The sequence below is a fragment of the Gordonia sp. PS3 genome (assembly GCF_041950545.1).
GTDB classification, from domain to species: Bacteria; Actinomycetota; Actinomycetes; order Mycobacteriales; family Mycobacteriaceae; genus Gordonia; species Gordonia sihwensis.
Genome location: NZ_CP169524.1, coordinates 759346 through 777504, shown reverse-complemented (window position 1 = coordinate 777504; position 18159 = coordinate 759346). Strand labels below are relative to the sequence as shown.

The window sequence follows — 18159 nt, the reverse complement described above, 5'->3', positions numbered from 1 at the left end:
GGGTAGCGTTCCGATCCCGCTCACAGCGAGCGGAAGTGAGCCCTGCGTTCCGTCGACAGTCGTTCCACGGCGTACGACAGCGCGGTACGGCCCATCGACGAGGCGTTGACCTCCAGATAGCGGAGCAGCGTCTGCTCGTCGGCGCGCTTGCCCGCCTCGCGCAGCATCCAGCCGAACGCCTTCTGGATCAGATCGCGCCGGTCGTCGATCACCAACGGCGCCACCGCCTCGATCTGCTCCCAGCGCCCCGCCCGAATGAACGCGAACGTCGCGACGATACCGGCGCGGCGCTGCCACAGATCGTCCGATGCTGCCCACTCGAGCAATTCCGACCAGTCGCCCGAGCGCAGGCACCGATCCCCGAGGATCGCGTACGCGGAGACGTCGACCAGATCCCAGTTGTCCACTCGACCGCCGCGCACGGCGTCCCGATAGACGTCCACCCACCGTTCGGGATCGCCGCTCTCGCGCGAGTAGTTGTCGGCCAGAATCAACAGTGCGAGGTGACGGACCTCGTGGGTCCGGTCGCCGAGGAGGTCGACGATCACCGACCGCGGAAGTCCACGCAGACTCCGGGCCAGGGCCCGAAGCTTCGGCACCGGCACACCGGCGAAACGATCGCCTTCTCCGTACTGGCCCGGTCCGGTCTTGAAGAATCGCTGCGACGACGCCGCGCGCTCCGGATCCCCGAGCGCCTCGACGGCCGAGACGATCTCAGAGGCACCGGAGTCGGCGTTCATCCGCCGAGCAGCGTGGAGATCGGCGTAGGGGTGAGCAGGAACTGTCGTGCCTTCATCAGCTTGCCCACTCGGCCGGCGCCGACGACGCCGGTCAGCAGCCCCTCCCGGCTGTAGTACGCCAAGAACTTGCGGCCGTCGTCGTCCACCAGATGCACCTCGTCGTCCGGGCGCGGCGTGCCGAGCATCTGGAACTTGAGCCCGTACTGGTCACTCCAGAAGTACGGCACTGTCTGATGCGGGATCGCGTGACCCAACAGGTGCGCGGCCACCATCGCGGCCTGATCGACCGTGTGGGTCCAGTGCTCGACGCGGTGGCCGTGACCGTCCACGTCGTGCCAGTTGGCGCAGTCGCCGAGGGCGTACACGTCCGCGACCCCGGTGCGGCCGACACCGTCGCACGCGACGCCGCCACCGGCCGCACGGTCCGCGAGTTCGATACCCGATCCCTCGAGATACTCCAGCTCCGGGTAGCCGCCGATGCCGACCACGATCAGATCCGCGTCCACCCGGCTGCCGTCGGACAGGACGACGCCCGCCGCGCGGCCGTCCTCCGTCACGATCTCGTCGACGCCCACGCCCACCCGCAGGTCGACCCCGGCCTCCACGTGAAGGCGGGTGACCATCTCACCGATCCGGGGGCCGAGCGGCCCCGAGAGCGGCGCCGGCGTGGGTTCCACCAGAGTCACCGAGATGTCCATCGAGTGCAGACTCGCGGTCACCTCGCAGCCGATGAACCCGGCGCCGATCACGACCGCGCGGCTCGCCGACGTCGCTTCCGCCCGCAGTGCCAGCGCGTCCTCGACGGTCCGGATGACGTGCACTCCGGCGACGCCCTCCGACCCCGGGAAGCGCCGTGCGGCCAGCCCGGTCGCCAGGACCAACGTGCCGTACGGCAACGGCTCGACGGTTCCGTCGCATTCCACGGAGACCGTGTGGGACGACGGGTCGACGGCGACCACCCGGGTACCGGTGCGCAGATCGATGTCCGAGTCCCGGAAGAACTCCGCGGGCTTGAGGTCGACGCGTTCGTCGTCGCCGGTGAGGACGGTCTTCGACAACGGCGGACGGTCGTAGGGCGGATGCTGCTCGGCCCCGAGCAGCGTGATCGGCCCGTCGTATCCGCCGTTGCGCAGGTTCTCCGCCAGGCGGACCCCGCCGAGTCCCGCCCCCACGACCACCACTGGTGCCTCGACCACTACGTCACATCCCAATCTCATTGCGGCGAAACGTTCTCCACCCGCGACAACCGCCAAACATCGCCCACTCTAGTGACCGTGGCCCATCGTGCGATACCCGTTCTCGTCGGATAGTCCTGTTGTTTGCCCACCGTCACTTCCTGAGTGGCGAACACCAGCACCGACATCTGTTCGTCGTGCCGCTCCCCCGGAGCCGCGCTCGAGACGGTGGTTCGCATCGAGACCTTCGCGGAGACCGCGTCGGGAAAGACCACGTCGGGGCCGCGAGCAGCATAGTCTGCGGCCAGCGCGCCGGTCAGGTGTTTCTGGACTTCGGCACGCTGCGCGGCGGAGTCGTCCGGGGTGAAGGTCATCAGAGCCGCCACGCCCTCGGACGCCGCACGCACGGCCGTATGGTCCGGTACGACGGGTTCGGCACGCGATTGCACTCCGACGATCCATCCGACGACCGCGACCACCAGCGCCGCGGCCGTCACCAGCGCCCACGCCGTCTGCCACCGACGATCACCGGGCACCTGCGCCCGCCACCGCGACCAGGGGCCCGACCCGGCCGCTGGACGCTCGGGTTCGGCGACGGCACCCACGCCCGCGTCGTCCCTCGAGTGAGTTCCCATCAGGACACCGCCTCCGTCTGCTGCACCAGCCAGTGCCCGTCGACCTCGGCCATCGTCACGCTGACACCGACCCGGCTCTGCGACGGATCACCGCCGATCAGTTCCGGGCTGGTGGCCTGCGCGACCACCAGCACCGACGTCTTGCCGTCCTCGGTACCCACGACGCCCGAGGAGAGGATCTGACCGGAACTGGGGCGCGGCTGCGACGCCACCGTCGACTGGAGTTGCTCGCGGGCGCCCTGAATCCGGATCCGCTGGTCGCCGGTGCTGACTGCCAGGATGTCGCCGACATATCGGTCGGCGTGCGCCGGATCGGAGGTGAGCATCGTGACGATCGCGTGCTCGGCGGCCTCGCGCGCCGCCTGCTCCTCGCTCGCCGCAGTCGCCATCGAGTCCGCCGAACTGTGCGCCCACCAGCCCACGCCGATGAGTCCGAGCGCGGCGATCACCGCGGCGACCACAGCCAATCGGACCCCCGCGGCCCGGCGATGGGAGCGCCTGACCAGCGCGGGTTCAGCGGCCGCCCGCGCCAGCCGCTCCGACCGGACGGCTTGGTCGTACCGCTCGCGGGCCTGCTGCAGTCGTCGGGTGTCGGCGGCGTCGTCGGTCACTGCAGTTCCTCCAATCCGCTCAGCAGCCAGCGGTCGTCGGAGCGGACGTACGACGCCTGGACCGCCTTGGTTCTGCTCTCACTGTGCCCGCTGCGCGAGGTCACCGTGACCTGCACGATCACCAGCGCCTCTCCCGCGTCACCGTCGGCCCAGGAGACGGCGACGTTCTGCGGAACCCAACTCACCGACGCGGTGCCGTCGGGCGGAGGCCCGTTCAGTGCGGGGCCCGACGCGATCGACAGCGGTGGCGCCACCAGGCTGCGCGCGGTCTTCCGGTCGCCGGCCCAGGTTCGCGAGTCGACGGAGAAGACGTCGGCGACGATGGTTCCGGCCTTCTCCTGCAGCGTCTGCCGCGCCTGCGCGGCGTCGCGCTGTTCAGCGTGGTCGTCGAGTCCGCTGATACAGAAGATCAACCCCGCGGTGAAGACGACGGCGGTCACGCCGAGTCGGAGCACCGTTCCCCACGTCGACATCGGCTTCTCGAGATAGGTGAGGAAGCGGTTCACGGAACCATCACCAACCCGTCGACCTTGAGGTCTCCGTCTTCGGGGACCAGGCTGACGACCAGGCGCAGATTCTGCAGCGGGGCCGCGTCCTGCTCGGTGTCACGGTCGCCGACCTGGACACTGGCGGCGACCATCACCTCGGCGCCGTCGGCCGAACTGGACTGCACGGCGGCCGCGTCGATGCGGCCCTGGCCGTGGGCGCCGGCGTCCTTGACATATGAGCTGTAGGCGTCCGCCGACTGCGCGAAGGCGTCGTGAAAGGAGCCGGTGGCGCCGGCGAGGATGCGCTTGGCACGTGCGGGGTCGTTCGCGTCGACGTCCAGCAGCAGTTCCACCTCGGCCGTCGCCGCTTTCAGATAGTCCTCGTCCGAATACCGCTGGGGTGCTGCCGCTGCGTACCAGATTCCGGCCCCCGCAGCTGCGAGCGCGAGGACGGCGACCGTCGCGAGAATCCACCGCGTGCGGCGCGACATCCGCGAACGCAACCCGGCCGACGCCTCGGCCTCCGCCAAATCGTCACGCGCACTGCGCAGTTCGCTGCGCGCGCGCCTCCATTGTCTGAGGCGGTCGTCTGATCTGAACCCCACCCGGTCGAGCGTACTGATTCAGCTCTGGCCTATCCGTCTGCTGTAAGCGGATCGTGACTCGGCATCGGGGTTCATGAAGATCTCGCCCGAGCGTGTGGTGCGCAGCAAGGCGCGTTTCAGGCTCCGCGGCAGAATCGGGTAGGCGTTCACCCAGCCCATGGAGCGCGGGGCAGCGGCACGCACCCGGACGCCGGCGATGGAGGCGAGCACCTGTTCGGCGACGACGGCTGTATTCACGGAGGTGACCATCGAGTTGGTCGCGAGCCCGTCGATGAGTCCGGTCTGGGTGAAGGTCGGCATCACCACTCCGACCCGCACACCGTGGCCGGCGAGCTCCGAATCGAGTGCCTCCGAGAACTCGATGACGCCTGCCTTCGCCGCGTTGTACACCGTCAACCCCGGTGTGGGCAGACGTCCGGCCACCGACGAGATGTTGACGATCTGGCCGTGTCCGCGGGCCACCATGCGAGTCGCCGCAGCCTGACTGCCGAGGATCACCCCGAGCAGGTCCACGTCGAGCGTCGACCGGATCAGCGTCTCGCGGTAGTCGAGGAAGGGGCCCACCGGCATGATTCCGGCGTTGTTGACCAGCACGTCGACGGGACCGATCCGGTCGGCGACGGTGTCCAGGAAGTTCTCGAACGACGAGCGGTCGGTGACGTCGAGTTCGATTCCCTCCACGCCGAGATCTGCCGCCGCCTTACCGACCGCATCGACATCGACGTCACCGATCGCCACCTTCGCACCCGCGTCGAGGAGCTCAGTCGCGACCTCGAAGCCGATGCCGCGTGCTCCGCCGGTGATCGCGACGACCTTCCCCGCCAGCCGCGCGCGGATCCGGGCCAGACGCGCCGTGCGCCGTCGATCACGCGACAACCGGCTGGTCAGCGAAACAGACATGGGTGCTCCTGGGGCGAGGGGCGGCATCCGGCCGGATGCCCGATGGGTACTCAGTGGATCATCGGCGCGAGGTGCTTGCGAGCCACCGCACGCGCGTAGTCGGAGGTCGAGTGAGCCGGGTCGCTCGCTGGGACTTCGAGATACGACATGACGACGCGCACGTGGATCTCCACGGCCTGCAGCAGGTCGTCGTCGGCCATCGTGGCGCCGGCCGAACGGAGGGTCGCGGCGATCCTCGCGGTGACCATCTCGATGAACAGTGCGCTGACACCGGAGGTCACTTCGCGTACGGTCCGGTCTTCGTGAACCACCCGTCGCAGGAGTGGATCTGTCTGCACCATCTCGGCCCCGCGCGCGAAGGCTTCGGCGACCGCCTCTCGCGGCGGCATCCCCTCGACGGCTTCCTCGAGACGTGACAGGCCGGCCTCGAAGGTCTCCAGCGCGACCGCCCGAAACAACGCCTCTTTGTTCGGAAAACGACGGTAGAGCGTCGACCGGCTCACTCCCGCGGCCCGCGCCACCTCGTCCATCCCCGCCTTCCGGACGCCGACAGCGGCGAACTCCGCGGCCGCAGCGTCGAGGATGTCGCGTTCCTGTTCGGACACCGAGGCGGTGATCCTGGCCTTTCGCGTCGCAGGCACGACTACCGCTTCCGCATCTGCACCGGGAGCTTGTCCTTCGGCACCGGCAGGGCGCTGTAATCCATCGGCACCTGATACGCGGCGGGGACCGACCACTCGTAGCCGCGGAGCAGGTGGTGCATCACGGTCTTGATCTCCATCTGGCCGAAGTACAGTCCGATGCACTTGTGCACGCCTCCGCCGAAGGGCATCCACGCCATCCGGTGCCCCTTGTCCTCGGCGCGCTCGGCGGAGAAGCGCTCGGGGTCGAACATCGCCGGGTGCGTGTAGTACTGCGGGTCGCGGTGATTGATCAGCTGCGGCACCGAGACCATCGTCCCCTCCGGGATGAAGAAGCCCTGGACCTGAGTGTCCTTGACTGCCATGCGCGGCTGCGCCGGAACCGGCGGACACAGTCTCAGCGACTCCTTCATGATCGAGTCCAAGACGGTCAACCCGCTCAGGTCTGCGTAATCGAGGTCGGGTCCGAACTCGAACGACTGCGCGCGGGCCTTCTCCTGCCATTCGGGGTACTTCGCCATCCAGTACGCCATCTGGGTCATCGTGATGGTCGACGTGTCGTGCGCCGCCATGAGCACGAAGATCATGTGGTTGACCACGTCTTCGTCGGTGAAGGTCTCGCCGTCGTCGCCCTCGGCGTGGCAGAGCACGGAGAAGAGGTCGGGGGTCGCGTTGGCCCGCTTGGCGGCGATGTGCTCGTAGAAGAAGTCTTCGAGGACCTTGCGCGAGCGGACGCCCTTCCACCAGCGACCGCCCGGGACCGGCTTGCGGACGTATGCGACGCCGGCGCGGACGGTCTCGATGAAGGCCTTGTTCAGCCGGTCCGCCTCGTGCTGCGGCAGTTCGAGCCCGAGGAATACTTCGAGTGCGACGTCCAGCGTGAGCGCTTTGAGTTCGGAGAACAGCTTCACTCGGCCGGTCGGGAACCGGGACACGCGGTCGGCCACCATCGGTTGGAGTTCGTCCATGTAGCCCTTGAGGACTTTGGGCGTGAAAGCCTGCTGGAGGATGTGCCGGTGGTTCCGGTGTTCCTCGAAGTCGAGCAGCATGATGCCGCGGTTGAAGAACGGTCCGATGAAGTAGCTCCATGCCGGAGCGTTCGCGAACGCGCGGTCCTTGTTCATGAGGATCTCGTTCGCCGCCTCGGCGCCCATGCACGTGACGATGCGGACGCCGAAGGCGTTCATTCCCGAGACGTCGCCGTACTGCAGACGTTTGCGGTCGGAGTAGCCGAACGGATCCCGTCGCATCTGAAGGATCTCCAGCACTCCATTGCGATCGCTGAGCGGCACCGCCTTCAGATCGCTGCCGGCCTCCGGCTGGGCGAGCACTGCAACCATCGTTCCTCCTCGATACCGGCCGCCTCAGTTGTGATCCGGCCCATATCTCGATTGAAACAAATAGGTAGATCTGTGTCTATAGTTCGTGGGACATATTTGCGAATCCGTCGCACGCCGTGGACGTCCCCTCACTTCAGGCCGGCGTCCGCCCTCAAAGCTCGTTGAGCGAGCACAGCGAGCCGAAACCGTCTCCCCGACACTTCCCGCGGAACCGAGGGGCAGTCGGGCGATACGCTGGCCGACATGGTCTTCTCCTCGCCAACCGGCCGTAACAAGCAGTCGCCGTTCGGTACGTCGGACGACCGGAAGAAGGGTGTGCCGACCTTCCGGCTGCAGCCGAAGAACCCGCCGCCGCCGAGCATGCCGTCGGCCGACGACCTGCTGGAATCGGCCAAGGTGGTCGCGCTGCCGATGCACACCCGATTCCGTGGGGTCAAGGTCCGCGAGGCGCTGATCTTCTCCGGTCCCGCGGGCTGGGGCGAGTTCGCCCCGTTCGTCGAATACGAGGACGCGGAGGCCAAGACCTGGCTCGCGGCGGGCATCGAGGCCGCCTACCTCGGTCCGCCGGCGCCCGTTCGCGACTCGGTGCGAGTGAATGCGACGGTGCCCGCGGTTCCCGCCGAGGAGGTGGCCGGCCTAATCGCGCGGTATCCCGGCGTCGACACGGTGAAGGTGAAAGTCGCCGAACCGGGACAGAGTCTGGCCGACGATGTCGAGCGGGTCGCGGCCGCCCGTGACCTCGTCGGCACCGTCCGGATCGACGCCAACGGCGGCTGGAGCGTGCAACAGGCGATCGAGGCCGTCGCCGCGATCGGTGACGTGGAGTACGTGGAGCAGCCGTGCGCGACGGTCGAGGAACTCGCGCAGGTGCGCCGCGCCGTCTCGGTCCCGATCGCGGCCGACGAGTCCATCCGCCGGGCCGGCGATCCGATGCGGGTGGCCGCGCTGGACGCCGCCGACATCGCCGTACTCAAAGTGGCGCCACTAGGAGGTATGCGGGCGCTGGTCGCGTTGGCGGAACGGCTCCCGATGGACGTGGTCGTCTCCAGCGCCCTCGACACCGCCGTCGGCATGGCCGCCGGAATCGGAGCGGCCGCCGCACTCCCGGACCTCGACCGCGCGTGCGGGTTGGGTACCGGCGAGTTCTTCGTCCGCGACGTCGCACGGTCGTTCCGGATCGAACACGGCACGGTTCGGCCGCGACGTGTGGAGCCGGGAATCGACCTTCCGCTGGCGTCCGCTGAGCGGACTCGATGGTGGCACGAGCGCCTGCGTCGTTGCCACGACCTGCTGACCCGGCGCTGATCTCGACACGCTCGATCACCCTGGGGTCGCCTCGCAGGCCCATCTCGACAGGCTCGATAACCCTGGGGTCTCCCCACAGGCCGGTTGAGCGAGCGCAGCGAGTCGAAACCACGTGCCAGGCAATAACAGTCACGCCCATCTCGACAGGCTCGATAACCCTGGCGTCTCCCCACAGGCCGGTTGAGCGAGCGCAGCGAGTCGAAACCACCCGCCAGGCAACGCTCACGCAATCTCGACACGCTCGATCACCCTGAGGTCTCCCCCCAGGCCGGTTGAGCGAGCGCAGCGAGTCGAAACCACCCGCCAGGCAATAACAGTCACGCCCATCTCGACACGCTCGGCGCCTGCGGCGCCTCCCGGCTCGATAACCCTGAGGTCTCCTCGCAAACTTTGACACAAATATTTACATCTGTTCCACCGCGGCGCTACAGTCGACGTCATCACGCCGCACGCGTCATAGGAGACCGCATGAACTCACCGGACGTGTTCGAGGCGGGCGTCGGAGAGGCCGAACCCGCCTACGTCGACATCGACTCCATCGATCTGCGCCTCGGCGCCGACTCCCTGGTGTGGAAGTTCTACGGCGACATCCGGGGAGTCCTCGGCTTCCAGCGTCTGGCCGGCACGGAGAACTGCATCGAACAACTCGCGCAGGGCGTGGAAGACCACTCGGTGATCTTCTCCGACTTCCTCGGCCGCGCCCGGCGCACAGGCCCGCCGATCATGCGGACCGTGTACTCCGACCAGCCGCACCAGTGGGGCCGACGGGTCCGCGACTTCCACCGCGACATCAAGGGAACGGTGCCCGACGGCTCGCGGTATCACGCGCTGAACCCCGAGCTCTACTACTGGGCGCACGCGACCTTCGTCGATCAAGTCCTGACCATCACAGACACATTCATCCGGCGGTTGTCGTACGAGGAGAAGGAGCAGATCTTCGAAGAGAGCAAGACGTGGTATCAGCTGTACGGCGTCTCCGCGCGCAGCCAGCCGGAGACCTACGAGGATTTCTGCGTCTATTGGGAGACGATGTGCGACAAGTTCGTCCCCACCAGGACCATCCTTTACGCCACCGGGTACCTGCGTAAGGGCGTTCCCGGACCGCGCTGGATGCCCCGGCCGCTGTGGCGCGTGATCTCCGCCCCGATCAACGCCTTTCTACGAACCGTCATCGTCGGCACCCTCCCCCGCCAGATGCGCGAGGTGTGCGGACTCGACTGGGACGACCGGAAGCAGCGCCGTTTCGATCGCTTCGCAGCGGGGATGCGCGCAGCGAACCCGTTGTTCAACCGGCTTCCGATCCGGCTGCTGTACACACCGTGGGCGGCCGAGGGCTGGGAACGCACCGGCGTGGATCCGCGCCGGATCCACAACGGGTGAGCGAGCGCCGGTCACTCATCTGCCACGATCCCCAGCACTTCAACTGACCGCAATGCGGCGTACAGTTCGGCCGACTGCACCGGGTCGGTCACGTCGCGTCCAGTGAGGTCCCGAACCTTGCGCAATCGGTAGCGGACCGTGTTCCGGTGGCAGTGGAGCGCCTCGGCGACGTCGCCGGCCGCCCCGTGGCAGCGATACCACTCCGCCAGCACCGAAAGCAGATCGTCGCGGTCGGGTGGGGGCAGTCGAAGCACACCGCCCAGCACCGACTCGGTGAACACTCGCGCCGCGCCGGACGCGGTCACCAGCAGATGGGCCATCGGGTCACTGCCGAACCGCACCAGCCCCTCCGTGCCCGGCGGCGTGCTGCGCGCCGCCAGCCGGGCCTGTCCGAGAGCCTCCGGAATCCCCAGCGGAGTACCGAACTCCGCACTGACGCCGATCCGCCCGGCGACAGCCTGCCCGAGTCTGTCGACCGCCCGCACCGCCTCTCGCGACGACGCGGTGCGCAGCAGCCCGATGTGCACGTCCGCCTGGCTGTCCCAGACCGTCTGAGCCCCGGCGTCGCGCAAGGATGACGTGACCGGTGCCGGCAGCGCCTGGCCCGGATCCGCCGGAATGATCACCACCACCTGGAACACGCCGTCCTCAGGCACCCCGAGCGTTCGCAGGGCACCGAGCGAACGCACCGAACCGTCGGCGTGGTCGTCGAAGAGCATCCTGATCAGGCGGTAGCGCGCCTGCGCGTCGGAGTGCGCGAGGAGCGTCTCGGTGTCCCGGTACGCCTCGACCGCGGCGTCGGAGAATGCGTCGATCAGCTCCCAGAGCAGGGTCGCGCATTCATGGACTTCCGGGTCGCCCGGCCCCTTCGACAGCGCCGTCAGCTGTTCCCAGATCAGTCGGCCGCCGAGCCGGAACGCGTGCAGCAGCGCCGCCAGGGGCACCCCTCGCTCGGCTTTGAGCCGGCCGACCGCAAGCGCCGGCTTGAGGTTCGGCTCCGCCCCGGCGAGCGCCCGGATGATCTCCGCCAGATTGTCCCGGCACGCGCCCCGCAACTCCTCCTCCGCCAGCGGGCCGCCGTCGACGTAGAAACGGTCGGCCTGGGTGATGCGGACCGCCAACTCCTCCGCCACCGAGTCGACGTCGCTGAGCAGCAGAAGCGCGGGTGAGTTCAACCGCGGAGTGGTCGGGGAGTTCACGCGTGCATGTCCAATCGTCGCAGTGTGACCCACGATACGCGGCCATTGTGCACCGGCACAAAGTCGGCCGGATCAACCCTGTGCCGCCATACCTGGCACCGTCGGTGACCCCACTCACACAATGGAGCGATCACTGCCGAGCGTGCACGCTCACCTGGCGAATGGAGCAGAAATGCAAGACCTCGAACTGCAGGCGGTCGAGTCCGCGCTGACCGACCTCGTCGACGGCGAACGCCGCTGGGCGACGACGACGCTCGAGCAGCGTCGCGACCTCCTGATGCGCATGCGCGATCTGACCGGCGCCCACGCCCAGGAGTGGGTCGACACGGCCGTGCAGATCAAGGGCCTCGACCCGAACTCGCCGCTGGTCGGCGAGGAATGGATGTCTGGACCGTATGTGATGGCCGCCAGCCTCGGCGTCCTCGCCGACACCCTCGACCACCTCGCACAGGGCCGGAGTCCGCTCGCCGACGTCAAGTTCCACGACGTCCGCGACCGCGTCGCCGTCAACGTCCTGCCGACCAGCGTCTACGACGGGCTGCTGCTCAGCGGCTTCAGCGCCGAGGTGTGGCTGCGCCGGGGAGTCAGTCGCGCCGCAGCAAAGGCCGAGGCCGGGCTCGCGCAGCTCGACCCGTCGCGGACCGCGGGCATCGGCGTGGTGCTGGGCGCAGGCAACATCATGTCGATCGCACCGCTAGACGTGCTGTACGAGCTGATCGCCCACAACCGCGTGGTGGTGCTCAAGCTCAACCCGATCACCGATCCGCTGCTTCCCGTCTTCGGCAAGGTCCTCGCCCCGCTGATCGAGGTCGGCGCGGTCCGCATCGTCACCGGCGGGGCCGAGGTCGGCGGCACGCTGGTCCAGCACGATCTCGTGAACCACGTGCACATGACCGGCAGTGCACGCACCCACGACGCCATCGTGTGGGGTGTCGGGGACGAGGCCGTCGACCGCAAGCGCGCGGGCGACCCCAAGCTGACCAAGCCGGTCACCAGCGAGCTGGGCGGAGTCTCCCCCACCATCGTGATCCCCGGCCGGTGGAGCAACGCCGATCTGAAGTTCCAGGCACAGCACGTGGCCACTCAGCGTCTGCACAACGGCGGATACAACTGCGTCGCATCGCAGGCCCTCATCATCTCGTCGGACTGGGATCAGAAGGACCGGTTCCTCGCCGAGGTGCGCAACGCCATCGCCGCCGCACCCGAGCGCGCCGCCTACTACCCCGGGAGCGACGACCGCGTCGCGAGCGCGCTGGAGTCGTACCCGAACGCCGAACGCCTGGGCCCGGGCGGCGGTCGCCTGCTGGTCGACGACGTCCGCCCCGATGCGACCGAACCCATCCTGTCCGGCGAGTACTTCTCACCGGTCTACGGCGTCGTCGAGATCCCCTGCACCGGTGCGGCTTTCACCGGTGCCGCGGCGCGCACGGCCAACGAGGTCTTCGCAGGCACCCTCGGCGTCAACATCATCGCGGCGCCGGCCAGCGTCAAGGAACTCGGCGCGGCGTTCGACGACCTCGTCGAGGATCTCCACTACGGAACCATCGCCATCAACGCCTGGACCGGCGTCGGTTACCTGACGCCGACCGCGTCGTGGGGCGCGTACCCCGGCCACACCATCGACGACGTGCAGAGCGGCATCGGCGTGGTGCACAACGCCTGGCTGATGGACGGAATCGAGCGCACCGTGGTCCGCGGGCCGTTCCGCCCCGCCCCGCGATCGGTGATCCGCGGAGAACTCGCACTGTCGCCGAAGCCGCCATGGTTCGTGAACAACAAGACCGCCGCGACGACCGGCAAGCGGCTCACCGAGTTCGCCGCCGATCCGCGGGCGAGTCGTCTGCCCGGAATCTTCGCCTCCGCCCTGCGCGGCTGACCGTTCGACTGAAAGGGACTCAATGACAACCACTTCCATGGACGCCGACTACGTCGTCGTCGGCACCGGTTCCGCCGGAGCCGTCGTCGCTGCCCGTCTGAGCGAGCGGTCGGCCGACACGGTGGTCGCACTCGAGGCCGGCGGTGAGGACAAGAGCCAGTCCGTCCGCATTCCCGCCGCCTTCTCCAAGCAGTTCCAGACCGACCTCGACTGGAACTACCTCACCCAGCCGCAGCCAGAGCTCGGCGACCGCCGGGTGTTCTTCCCGCGCGGCAAGATGATCGGCGGATCGTCGTCGATGAACGCGATGATGTGGGTGCGCGGATACGCCGCCGACTACGACGCATGGGCGCTGGAGGCCGGCGACGGATGGTCGTTCGCCAGCGTCGTCGAGTACTTCAAGCGCATCGAGTCGATCGAGGGCGCCGTCGAGGGCGACGAGGGACGCGACGGGCCGCTCAACGTCGCCCACCAGCGCAGCCCGCGCGGTTGGACGTCCGACTTCCTCGCCTCGGCCGAACAGGCTGGATTCAAGCGCGAACGTGCCAATCTGCCTCAGCCGGAAGGCTTCACGCAGACGATGGTGTGCCAGAAGAACGGGTCGCGCTGGAGCGCCTCCGACGCGTACCTCAAGCCCGCGCGGTCGCGCCGGAACCTGACGGTGCTCACCGATGCGCACGCAACCCGGGTGCTGTTGGAGGGCTCGCGCGCAGTGGGCGTCGAGTACCTCAAGGACGGCGTCACCCACACCGTCCGCGCCCGCAAGGAGGTGATCCTCTCGGGCGGCGCGATCAACACGCCGCAGCTTCTCCTGCTGTCGGGCATCGGCGATCAAGAGCAACTGCGCGCGCACGGCATCGCCGTGGCACAGCATCTGCCCGAGGTCGGCCGCAACCTCAGTGATCACCTGATGTCGCTGATCGGCTTCGCCGTCGACTCCGACACCCTCTACGGCGCCGAGAAGCCGTTGGAGTTGCTCAACTATCTGACGCGCCGCCGCGGCATGCTCACCTCGAATGTCGGTGAGGCCTACGGCTTCATCCGCAGCCGCCCCGACCTGGAGCTGCCCGACATCGAGATCATCTTCGGTCCGGCGCCGTTCTACGACGAGGGCATCGGGGACGCGCCAGGTCACGGCATCGGTCTCGGTCCGATCCTCGTCGACCCACGCAGTCGCGGCACAGTCTCACTGGCGTCGTCGGACCCGACCGCCAAGGCCCTCATCGACCCGCGCTACCTGTCGGACGCCGACGGCGCCGACCGCGCGGCCCTGATGTCAGGTCTGCGCGCCGCCCACCGGATCGCGACGTCGGAGCCGCTGGCGTCGAAGATCGGCCGGTTCCTGCAGCCGAAGCGGGAGCTGGACACCATCGAAGCCACTCTCGAAGATGCGCTGACCTGGCATTCGCACACGCTCTACCACCCGACCGGCACGTGCCGGATGGGCTCGGACAGTGCCAGCGTCGTGACGCCCGACCTCAAGGTCCGCGGCGTCGAGGGTCTGCGCGTCGCCGACGCCTCCGTGATGCCGAAGATCGTCCGCGGCCACACCCACGCGCCGACGGTCGTCATCGGCGAACGCGCCGCGGATCTGATCAAGGGCTGACCCGGCCTCCCCGACCGCTCGATTACCCTGGGTCTCCCCGCAGGCCGGTTGAGCGAGCGCAGCGAGTCGAAACTACCTGTCCGACAACAACACTAATGCAGATCTCGACACGCTCGATCACTCCCTGGTTCCAGGAATCCTCGCCTCCGCCCTGCGCGGCTGACACTCGGATCGCTCGATCGCGCCGACTGCGTCAGTCCTGCCCGTCCGGCTCATCGAGATGCGCCACCAGCGCGGACAGGAACTCCGGACCGCGGTCGCGGTGAACACTGTGCCCGGCATCGATCGTGACCATTCGGCCACGCGGCAACGCATCAGCGAGAGACTGCAGATGCCGGCCCGGCAGGAAGCTGCGGGCGCCTCCGGAGATCACCAATGCCGACGCCGGCACAGTGTTGAGCCGAGCCCACCATTCGGGTTCGGGGACGTCGAACTGCCGCAGCACGGTGTCGGGCAGCGAACGGTCGAAGCGAAGAAACGGGCCCGGACGTGCGAGCAGCGCGCCGACACCGCGGATCCGCTCGCCCAGAGTCGCGGTCGGTGCGATCTGTTCGGCGAGATCCGCCTCATCGCGAGGCATCGGCGGTATCTCCTCCAGTACGAGGCGACGGACGCGGTCGGGCCGGTCCATCGCATAGCGCAGTGCGGTGTGCGCGCCCAGGGAATGCCCGACGAGGTCGAACCGGACCAGGCGCAGTTCATCGACCACGCGTCCGAGATCGGCCGCGAAGTCGTCGAGGCGATAGTCCGCGGCGCGCCCGCTGCGCCCATGACCGCGCAGGTCCACGGCCACGGTGGCACGACAGGTGGCACGTAGCGTGCGAACCGTTGAATGCCACGTGGTGTGGTCGCCACCCATTCCGTGTACCAGGACCACCGGCGGCCCACCGGCGGTCGGACACCCCGAGACGTCGACCGCGAGGTCGGGTTCCGCCGGGTCGGCACTGTGAATCACGCGCATCGCACCAGGATAGGCCCCAGACAGAAGCCAGATTCGGGACGCCCGACACGCGAAACGTCGATTCCGTGCCGCCATATGTCGCCCGATCGCGTGAAACATTCCGTGATGCAGTTCACTAACTGCTGTGAGAGTACGTAGTGTCACACCCGTCGGCGATTGACGCAATCGTCCTCACCCTCCCAATTCACTTGTCTCGAAAGGACATTCGCATGGAGATCATCAACCTCATCCTCAGTCTGCTCGGCGGCGGCGACAGCGGCAGCAGCGGCGGCTCCAGCGACCTGGGCAGCCTCTCCAGCCTGCTCGGCGGCGGCAGCAGCGACTAGTTCCAGCTGACGACGAGGGGCGCGCGGCATGTCCGCGCGCCCCTCGTCGCACGTTCCCCGGTGCGATCGGCTGCCGTGCGGAGTCGCGAGTCAGAGCGGGAGTCGCGGGGTCACCGATCCGCCGGGCCGGCCAGAGCCGTTCCGTCGAAGCGCTCCAGGGTGACGAAATCGCTCACCGGCCGTCGCCGGAGCCGGGTGAGCTGCTTCACCGGCCGGCCGATCGGTACGGCGGCGGCCACGGCGAAGGTCTCGGGGATGCCAAGCAGTTCGCGCACCGCGGGCTCCTGCGCGCTGACCATCGTCGTGATCGTCCCGCCGTATCCCCGCGACCGGGCGGTGGTGAGGATGTTCCACACGAGCGGATACACCGACGCTCCGGAGACCACGCCCACCCGGTCGAGTTCGGAATCGGTGGCCGCCACCACCGCCAGGTCGACGGCCACCACCAAGACCACCGGCGCAGCCGCGATCGGCGCGACGAACTCGTCGACTCCGGGCGTCTCAGCGAGATCGGTCGCGGTGACGGCACTCGGGTGCACCGGGTTCCACGGGTTCTCTCCCGCGAAGCGCTGAGCCAGGTACCGCCGAGCCGCGGGCTTGCTCAACTCGGCCAACTGAGCTTTCGTACCCGGATCCCGGACCACGATCACGCGCACACCCTGTCGGTTGCCGCCGCTCGGCGCGAACCTCGCGATGTCGAGGATCTCCGACAGCCGCTCGTCCGGAACCGGATCGTCGGTGAAACTGCGCGCTGCGAACGTCGTCTTGACCACGTCGTCGAATTCCATTGCCGTCGCCCGCGAGGGTTCGTTCTACTCGCTCTGTCGGCCGGTATCCGACGGGCCGTCGTCGGACGAATCGCCGTTCGCATCGGCCTCGACCGCGGCCACCAGTTCCTCGAGCTGCGTCCCGAATCCGCGGACCAGGTCCCACAGATCCGGTGAGAGATCCGGGCACGACAGCAGCCCGACATTCAGCTCGCCGTCCACCGACATCACCGTGATGTTGAGCCCGAGGCCGTGGAAGATCGGCCCCATCGGGTACACCGCCTTCACTCTCGCGCCGAGCAGGTACATCGGATAGTCCGGCCCCGCGACGTTGGAGATGACCGCGTTGAAGATCGGCGGGTGCAGGCCGGAGAGACGGCGGTCGGAGTAGAGGCGCATCAGAGCGCCGAGGGTGTTGCCCGGCGCGAACTCCGCGTATGCGCGCAGCAGATTCGCATCGATGCCCTGGTGATGCCCCTTCGCCTGCCTGGCGTACTTGCCCGCCAGCCGAATGCGCTCCACCGGATCGGCCACCGACGTCGGGAGACGGGTGAACATACCGGTGACCTTGTTGGTGCCGGTCTCGATGAGATCGTCCTCGGTGACCCCGCGCACCGAGACCGGGACGAGCCCGACCAACGGCTCCTCGGGGAGTTCGCCGCGCGTCTGGAGGTACTCGCGGAGCGCGCCGCCCGCCATCGCCAGCACCACATCGTTCACCTTGACACCGAAGTGGTCTTTGACACGCTTGACGTCACCGAGCGGCAACCGCGCGAAGGCCAGGTTCCGGCGCGGAGTCAACGGCCCGTTGAACCGGGTCCGCGGAGCGAGGAAGGGTGCGGGCATGCCGTCGCCGGACCGTACTCGTTTGAACCATTCGAACGGCACCGGGAGCGTCTTCGGGATCAGCTTCATCGCTGCGATCGGACGCTGCACGAAGAAGTTGACCGCACCGCCGAAAGCCATGCCGGGTCGCGAGGCGCCTCCGGCGCTCTCCTTCACCCGAGCAGCGTCCAGCGCGGGTGGTTCGGGAGTGGACGTCGCGAGTTCGCCGAGGATCTCGGCGACGGTGGCACCGTCCACGCAGGCGTGGTGCATGCGCAGCACCAGCGCGATCGCCCCTTCGGACAATCCCTCCAGAACCCACAGGTCCCACAGCGGCTTCTTCCGATCCATCACCTGGGCCACGAGGTGCCCGCAGAGGGCCGCCATCTCCTCGATGCCTCCGGGTGCGGGCACCGCTATCCGGTGGACGTGCCGCTCGATGTCGAAGTCTTCGTCCTCCACCCACACCGGGTGGTCCACATTGGTCAGCGAGTCGGCGAGCCGGCGGCGCAGCATCGGGAGACCGCGGACCCGGCGCTCCATCTCCAGCCGCAGCGAATTGAACGTGTATCCGCCCGGGATGGTCGAGGGATCCACCTCCACGATGGCGGCGACGTTCATCACCTGAGACGGCGTCTCCAAGTAGAGGAACGACGCGTCCAGACCGCTCAACCTCTGCACGACGGCCCCCAATCCTTGTATGACAGTCCGTGTCTGCCACAGTCCGTGTCTGCCACTGTTCTGTATGCCACTGTCCTGTATTCCACTGTTCCCGAGCG

Annotated in this window: 17 protein-coding genes; 4 read left to right on the top strand and 13 right to left on the bottom strand. The window is 68.1% G+C overall.

Going from position 1 to position 18159, the window contains the following annotated elements; genetic code table 11:
- Positions 1-20: 20 nt before the first annotated feature.
- Genes ACE11G_RS03580 through ACE11G_RS03540 form a run of 9 tightly spaced genes read right to left on the bottom strand, consistent with a single transcriptional unit; the run spans position 21 to position 7135 of the window.
- The gene (locus ACE11G_RS03580) at positions 21-740 is read right to left on the bottom strand and encodes a DNA alkylation repair protein (RefSeq protein WP_006895673.1); all 720 of its coding nucleotides are present in this window, start codon (positions 738-740) and stop codon (positions 21-23) included.
- The gene (locus tag ACE11G_RS03575) at positions 737-1957 is read right to left on the bottom strand and encodes an NAD(P)/FAD-dependent oxidoreductase (RefSeq protein ID WP_375003693.1); all 1221 of its coding nucleotides are present in this window, start codon (positions 1955-1957) and stop codon (positions 737-739) included. Before ACE11G_RS03575 ends, ACE11G_RS03580 begins: the two co-directional genes overlap by 4 nt.
- Complete coding sequence (locus ACE11G_RS03570; protein ID WP_062365913.1) at positions 1954-2550, bottom strand: hypothetical protein; 597 nt, start codon at positions 2548-2550, stop codon at positions 1954-1956. Before ACE11G_RS03570 ends, ACE11G_RS03575 begins: the two co-directional genes overlap by 4 nt.
- Positions 2550-3161, bottom strand: coding sequence for a hypothetical protein (locus tag ACE11G_RS03565; RefSeq protein ID WP_062365915.1), 612 nt, complete (start codon positions 3159-3161; stop codon positions 2550-2552). Before ACE11G_RS03565 ends, ACE11G_RS03570 begins: the two co-directional genes overlap by 1 nt.
- Positions 3158-3667, bottom strand: coding sequence for a hypothetical protein (locus ACE11G_RS03560; RefSeq protein ID WP_006895677.1), 510 nt, complete (start codon positions 3665-3667; stop codon positions 3158-3160). Before ACE11G_RS03560 ends, ACE11G_RS03565 begins: the two co-directional genes overlap by 4 nt.
- Complete coding sequence (locus ACE11G_RS03555) at positions 3664-4254, bottom strand: hypothetical protein (protein ID WP_375003690.1); 591 nt, start codon at positions 4252-4254, stop codon at positions 3664-3666. Before ACE11G_RS03555 ends, ACE11G_RS03560 begins: the two co-directional genes overlap by 4 nt.
- A gap of 18 nt (positions 4255-4272) precedes the next feature.
- Positions 4273-5154 (bottom strand): SDR family NAD(P)-dependent oxidoreductase, encoded by an 882-nt coding sequence (locus tag ACE11G_RS03550; protein WP_375003688.1) that lies wholly within the window; start codon positions 5152-5154, stop codon positions 4273-4275.
- A 50-nt stretch (positions 5155-5204) separates the two neighbouring features.
- The gene (locus ACE11G_RS03545; protein WP_006895680.1) at positions 5205-5795 is read right to left on the bottom strand and encodes a TetR/AcrR family transcriptional regulator; all 591 of its coding nucleotides are present in this window, start codon (positions 5793-5795) and stop codon (positions 5205-5207) included.
- 2 nt (positions 5796-5797) lie between these two features.
- The gene (locus ACE11G_RS03540; protein ID WP_062365917.1) at positions 5798-7135 is read right to left on the bottom strand and encodes a cytochrome P450; all 1338 of its coding nucleotides are present in this window, start codon (positions 7133-7135) and stop codon (positions 5798-5800) included.
- A 243-nt stretch (positions 7136-7378) separates the two neighbouring features.
- On the opposite strand from ACE11G_RS03540, the gene ACE11G_RS03535 reads away from it, so the two are divergent.
- Positions 7379-8440 (top strand): o-succinylbenzoate synthase, encoded by a 1062-nt coding sequence (locus tag ACE11G_RS03535; RefSeq protein WP_006895682.1) that lies wholly within the window; start codon positions 7379-7381, stop codon positions 8438-8440.
- Positions 8441-8908: 468 nt separating this feature from the next.
- A complete protein-coding gene (locus ACE11G_RS03530; RefSeq protein WP_062365923.1) occupies positions 8909-9820 on the top strand; it encodes an oxygenase MpaB family protein in 912 nt (303 codons plus the stop codon).
- A gap of 11 nt (positions 9821-9831) precedes the next feature.
- Here the strand turns inward: ACE11G_RS03530 and ACE11G_RS03525 are convergent, their stop codons facing one another.
- Positions 9832-11019 carry a CdaR family transcriptional regulator gene (locus tag ACE11G_RS03525; RefSeq protein ID WP_062365924.1) on the bottom strand — a complete coding sequence of 396 codons (1188 nt, stop codon included), beginning with the start codon at positions 11017-11019 and terminating at the stop codon, positions 9832-9834.
- 172 nt (positions 11020-11191) lie between these two features.
- Here ACE11G_RS03525 and ACE11G_RS03520 point away from each other — a divergent pair, with 172 nt between their 5' ends.
- Complete coding sequence (locus ACE11G_RS03520; RefSeq protein WP_062365926.1) at positions 11192-12895, top strand: aldehyde dehydrogenase family protein; 1704 nt, start codon at positions 11192-11194, stop codon at positions 12893-12895.
- 22 nt (positions 12896-12917) lie between these two features.
- Complete coding sequence (locus ACE11G_RS03515; protein ID WP_062365929.1) at positions 12918-14501, top strand: GMC family oxidoreductase; 1584 nt, start codon at positions 12918-12920, stop codon at positions 14499-14501.
- A gap of 193 nt (positions 14502-14694) precedes the next feature.
- Here ACE11G_RS03515 and ACE11G_RS03510 read toward each other — a convergent pair whose 3' ends face one another.
- The 3 genes from ACE11G_RS03510 to ACE11G_RS03500 all read right to left on the bottom strand — a co-directional run bounded on the left by ACE11G_RS03510 (position 14695) and on the right by ACE11G_RS03500 (position 18061).
- Positions 14695-15462 (bottom strand): alpha/beta fold hydrolase, encoded by a 768-nt coding sequence (locus ACE11G_RS03510; protein ID WP_062365931.1) that lies wholly within the window; start codon positions 15460-15462, stop codon positions 14695-14697.
- A gap of 436 nt (positions 15463-15898) precedes the next feature.
- On the bottom strand, positions 15899-16576 hold the full coding sequence (locus tag ACE11G_RS03505) for a nitroreductase family protein (protein WP_006895691.1): 678 nt from the start codon (positions 16574-16576) through the stop codon (positions 15899-15901).
- A gap of 24 nt (positions 16577-16600) precedes the next feature.
- Complete coding sequence (locus ACE11G_RS03500; protein WP_062365933.1) at positions 16601-18061, bottom strand: wax ester/triacylglycerol synthase family O-acyltransferase; 1461 nt, start codon at positions 18059-18061, stop codon at positions 16601-16603.
- Between the last annotated feature and the right edge of the window lie 98 nt (positions 18062-18159).

Bases quoted from the DNA above. Each gene is read 5' to 3' on its own strand.
- ACE11G_RS03570 (WP_062365913.1), bottom strand. From the start codon at position 2,550: ATGGGAACTCACTCGAGGGACGACGCGGGCGTGGGTGCCGTCGCCGAA.
- ACE11G_RS03550 (WP_375003688.1), bottom strand. From the start codon at position 5,154: ATGTCTGTTTCGCTGACCAGCCGGTTGTCGCGTGATCGACGGCGCACG.
- ACE11G_RS03580 (WP_006895673.1), bottom strand. From the start codon at position 740: ATGAACGCCGACTCCGGTGCCTCTGAGATCGTCTCGGCCGTCGAGGCG.
- ACE11G_RS03535 (WP_006895682.1), top strand. From the start codon at position 7,379: ATGGTCTTCTCCTCGCCAACCGGCCGTAACAAGCAGTCGCCGTTCGGT.
- ACE11G_RS03540 (WP_062365917.1), bottom strand. From the start codon at position 7,135: ATGGTTGCAGTGCTCGCCCAGCCGGAGGCCGGCAGCGATCTGAAGGCG.
- ACE11G_RS03575 (WP_375003693.1), bottom strand. From the start codon at position 1,957: ATGAGATTGGGATGTGACGTAGTGGTCGAGGCACCAGTGGTGGTCGTG.
- ACE11G_RS03520 (WP_062365926.1), top strand. From the start codon at position 11,192: ATGCAAGACCTCGAACTGCAGGCGGTCGAGTCCGCGCTGACCGACCTC.
- ACE11G_RS03505 (WP_006895691.1), bottom strand. From the start codon at position 16,576: ATGGAATTCGACGACGTGGTCAAGACGACGTTCGCAGCGCGCAGTTTC.
- ACE11G_RS03530 (WP_062365923.1), top strand. From the start codon at position 8,909: ATGAACTCACCGGACGTGTTCGAGGCGGGCGTCGGAGAGGCCGAACCC.
- ACE11G_RS03510 (WP_062365931.1), bottom strand. From the start codon at position 15,462: ATGCGCGTGATTCACAGTGCCGACCCGGCGGAACCCGACCTCGCGGTC.
- ACE11G_RS03515 (WP_062365929.1), top strand. From the start codon at position 12,918: ATGACAACCACTTCCATGGACGCCGACTACGTCGTCGTCGGCACCGGT.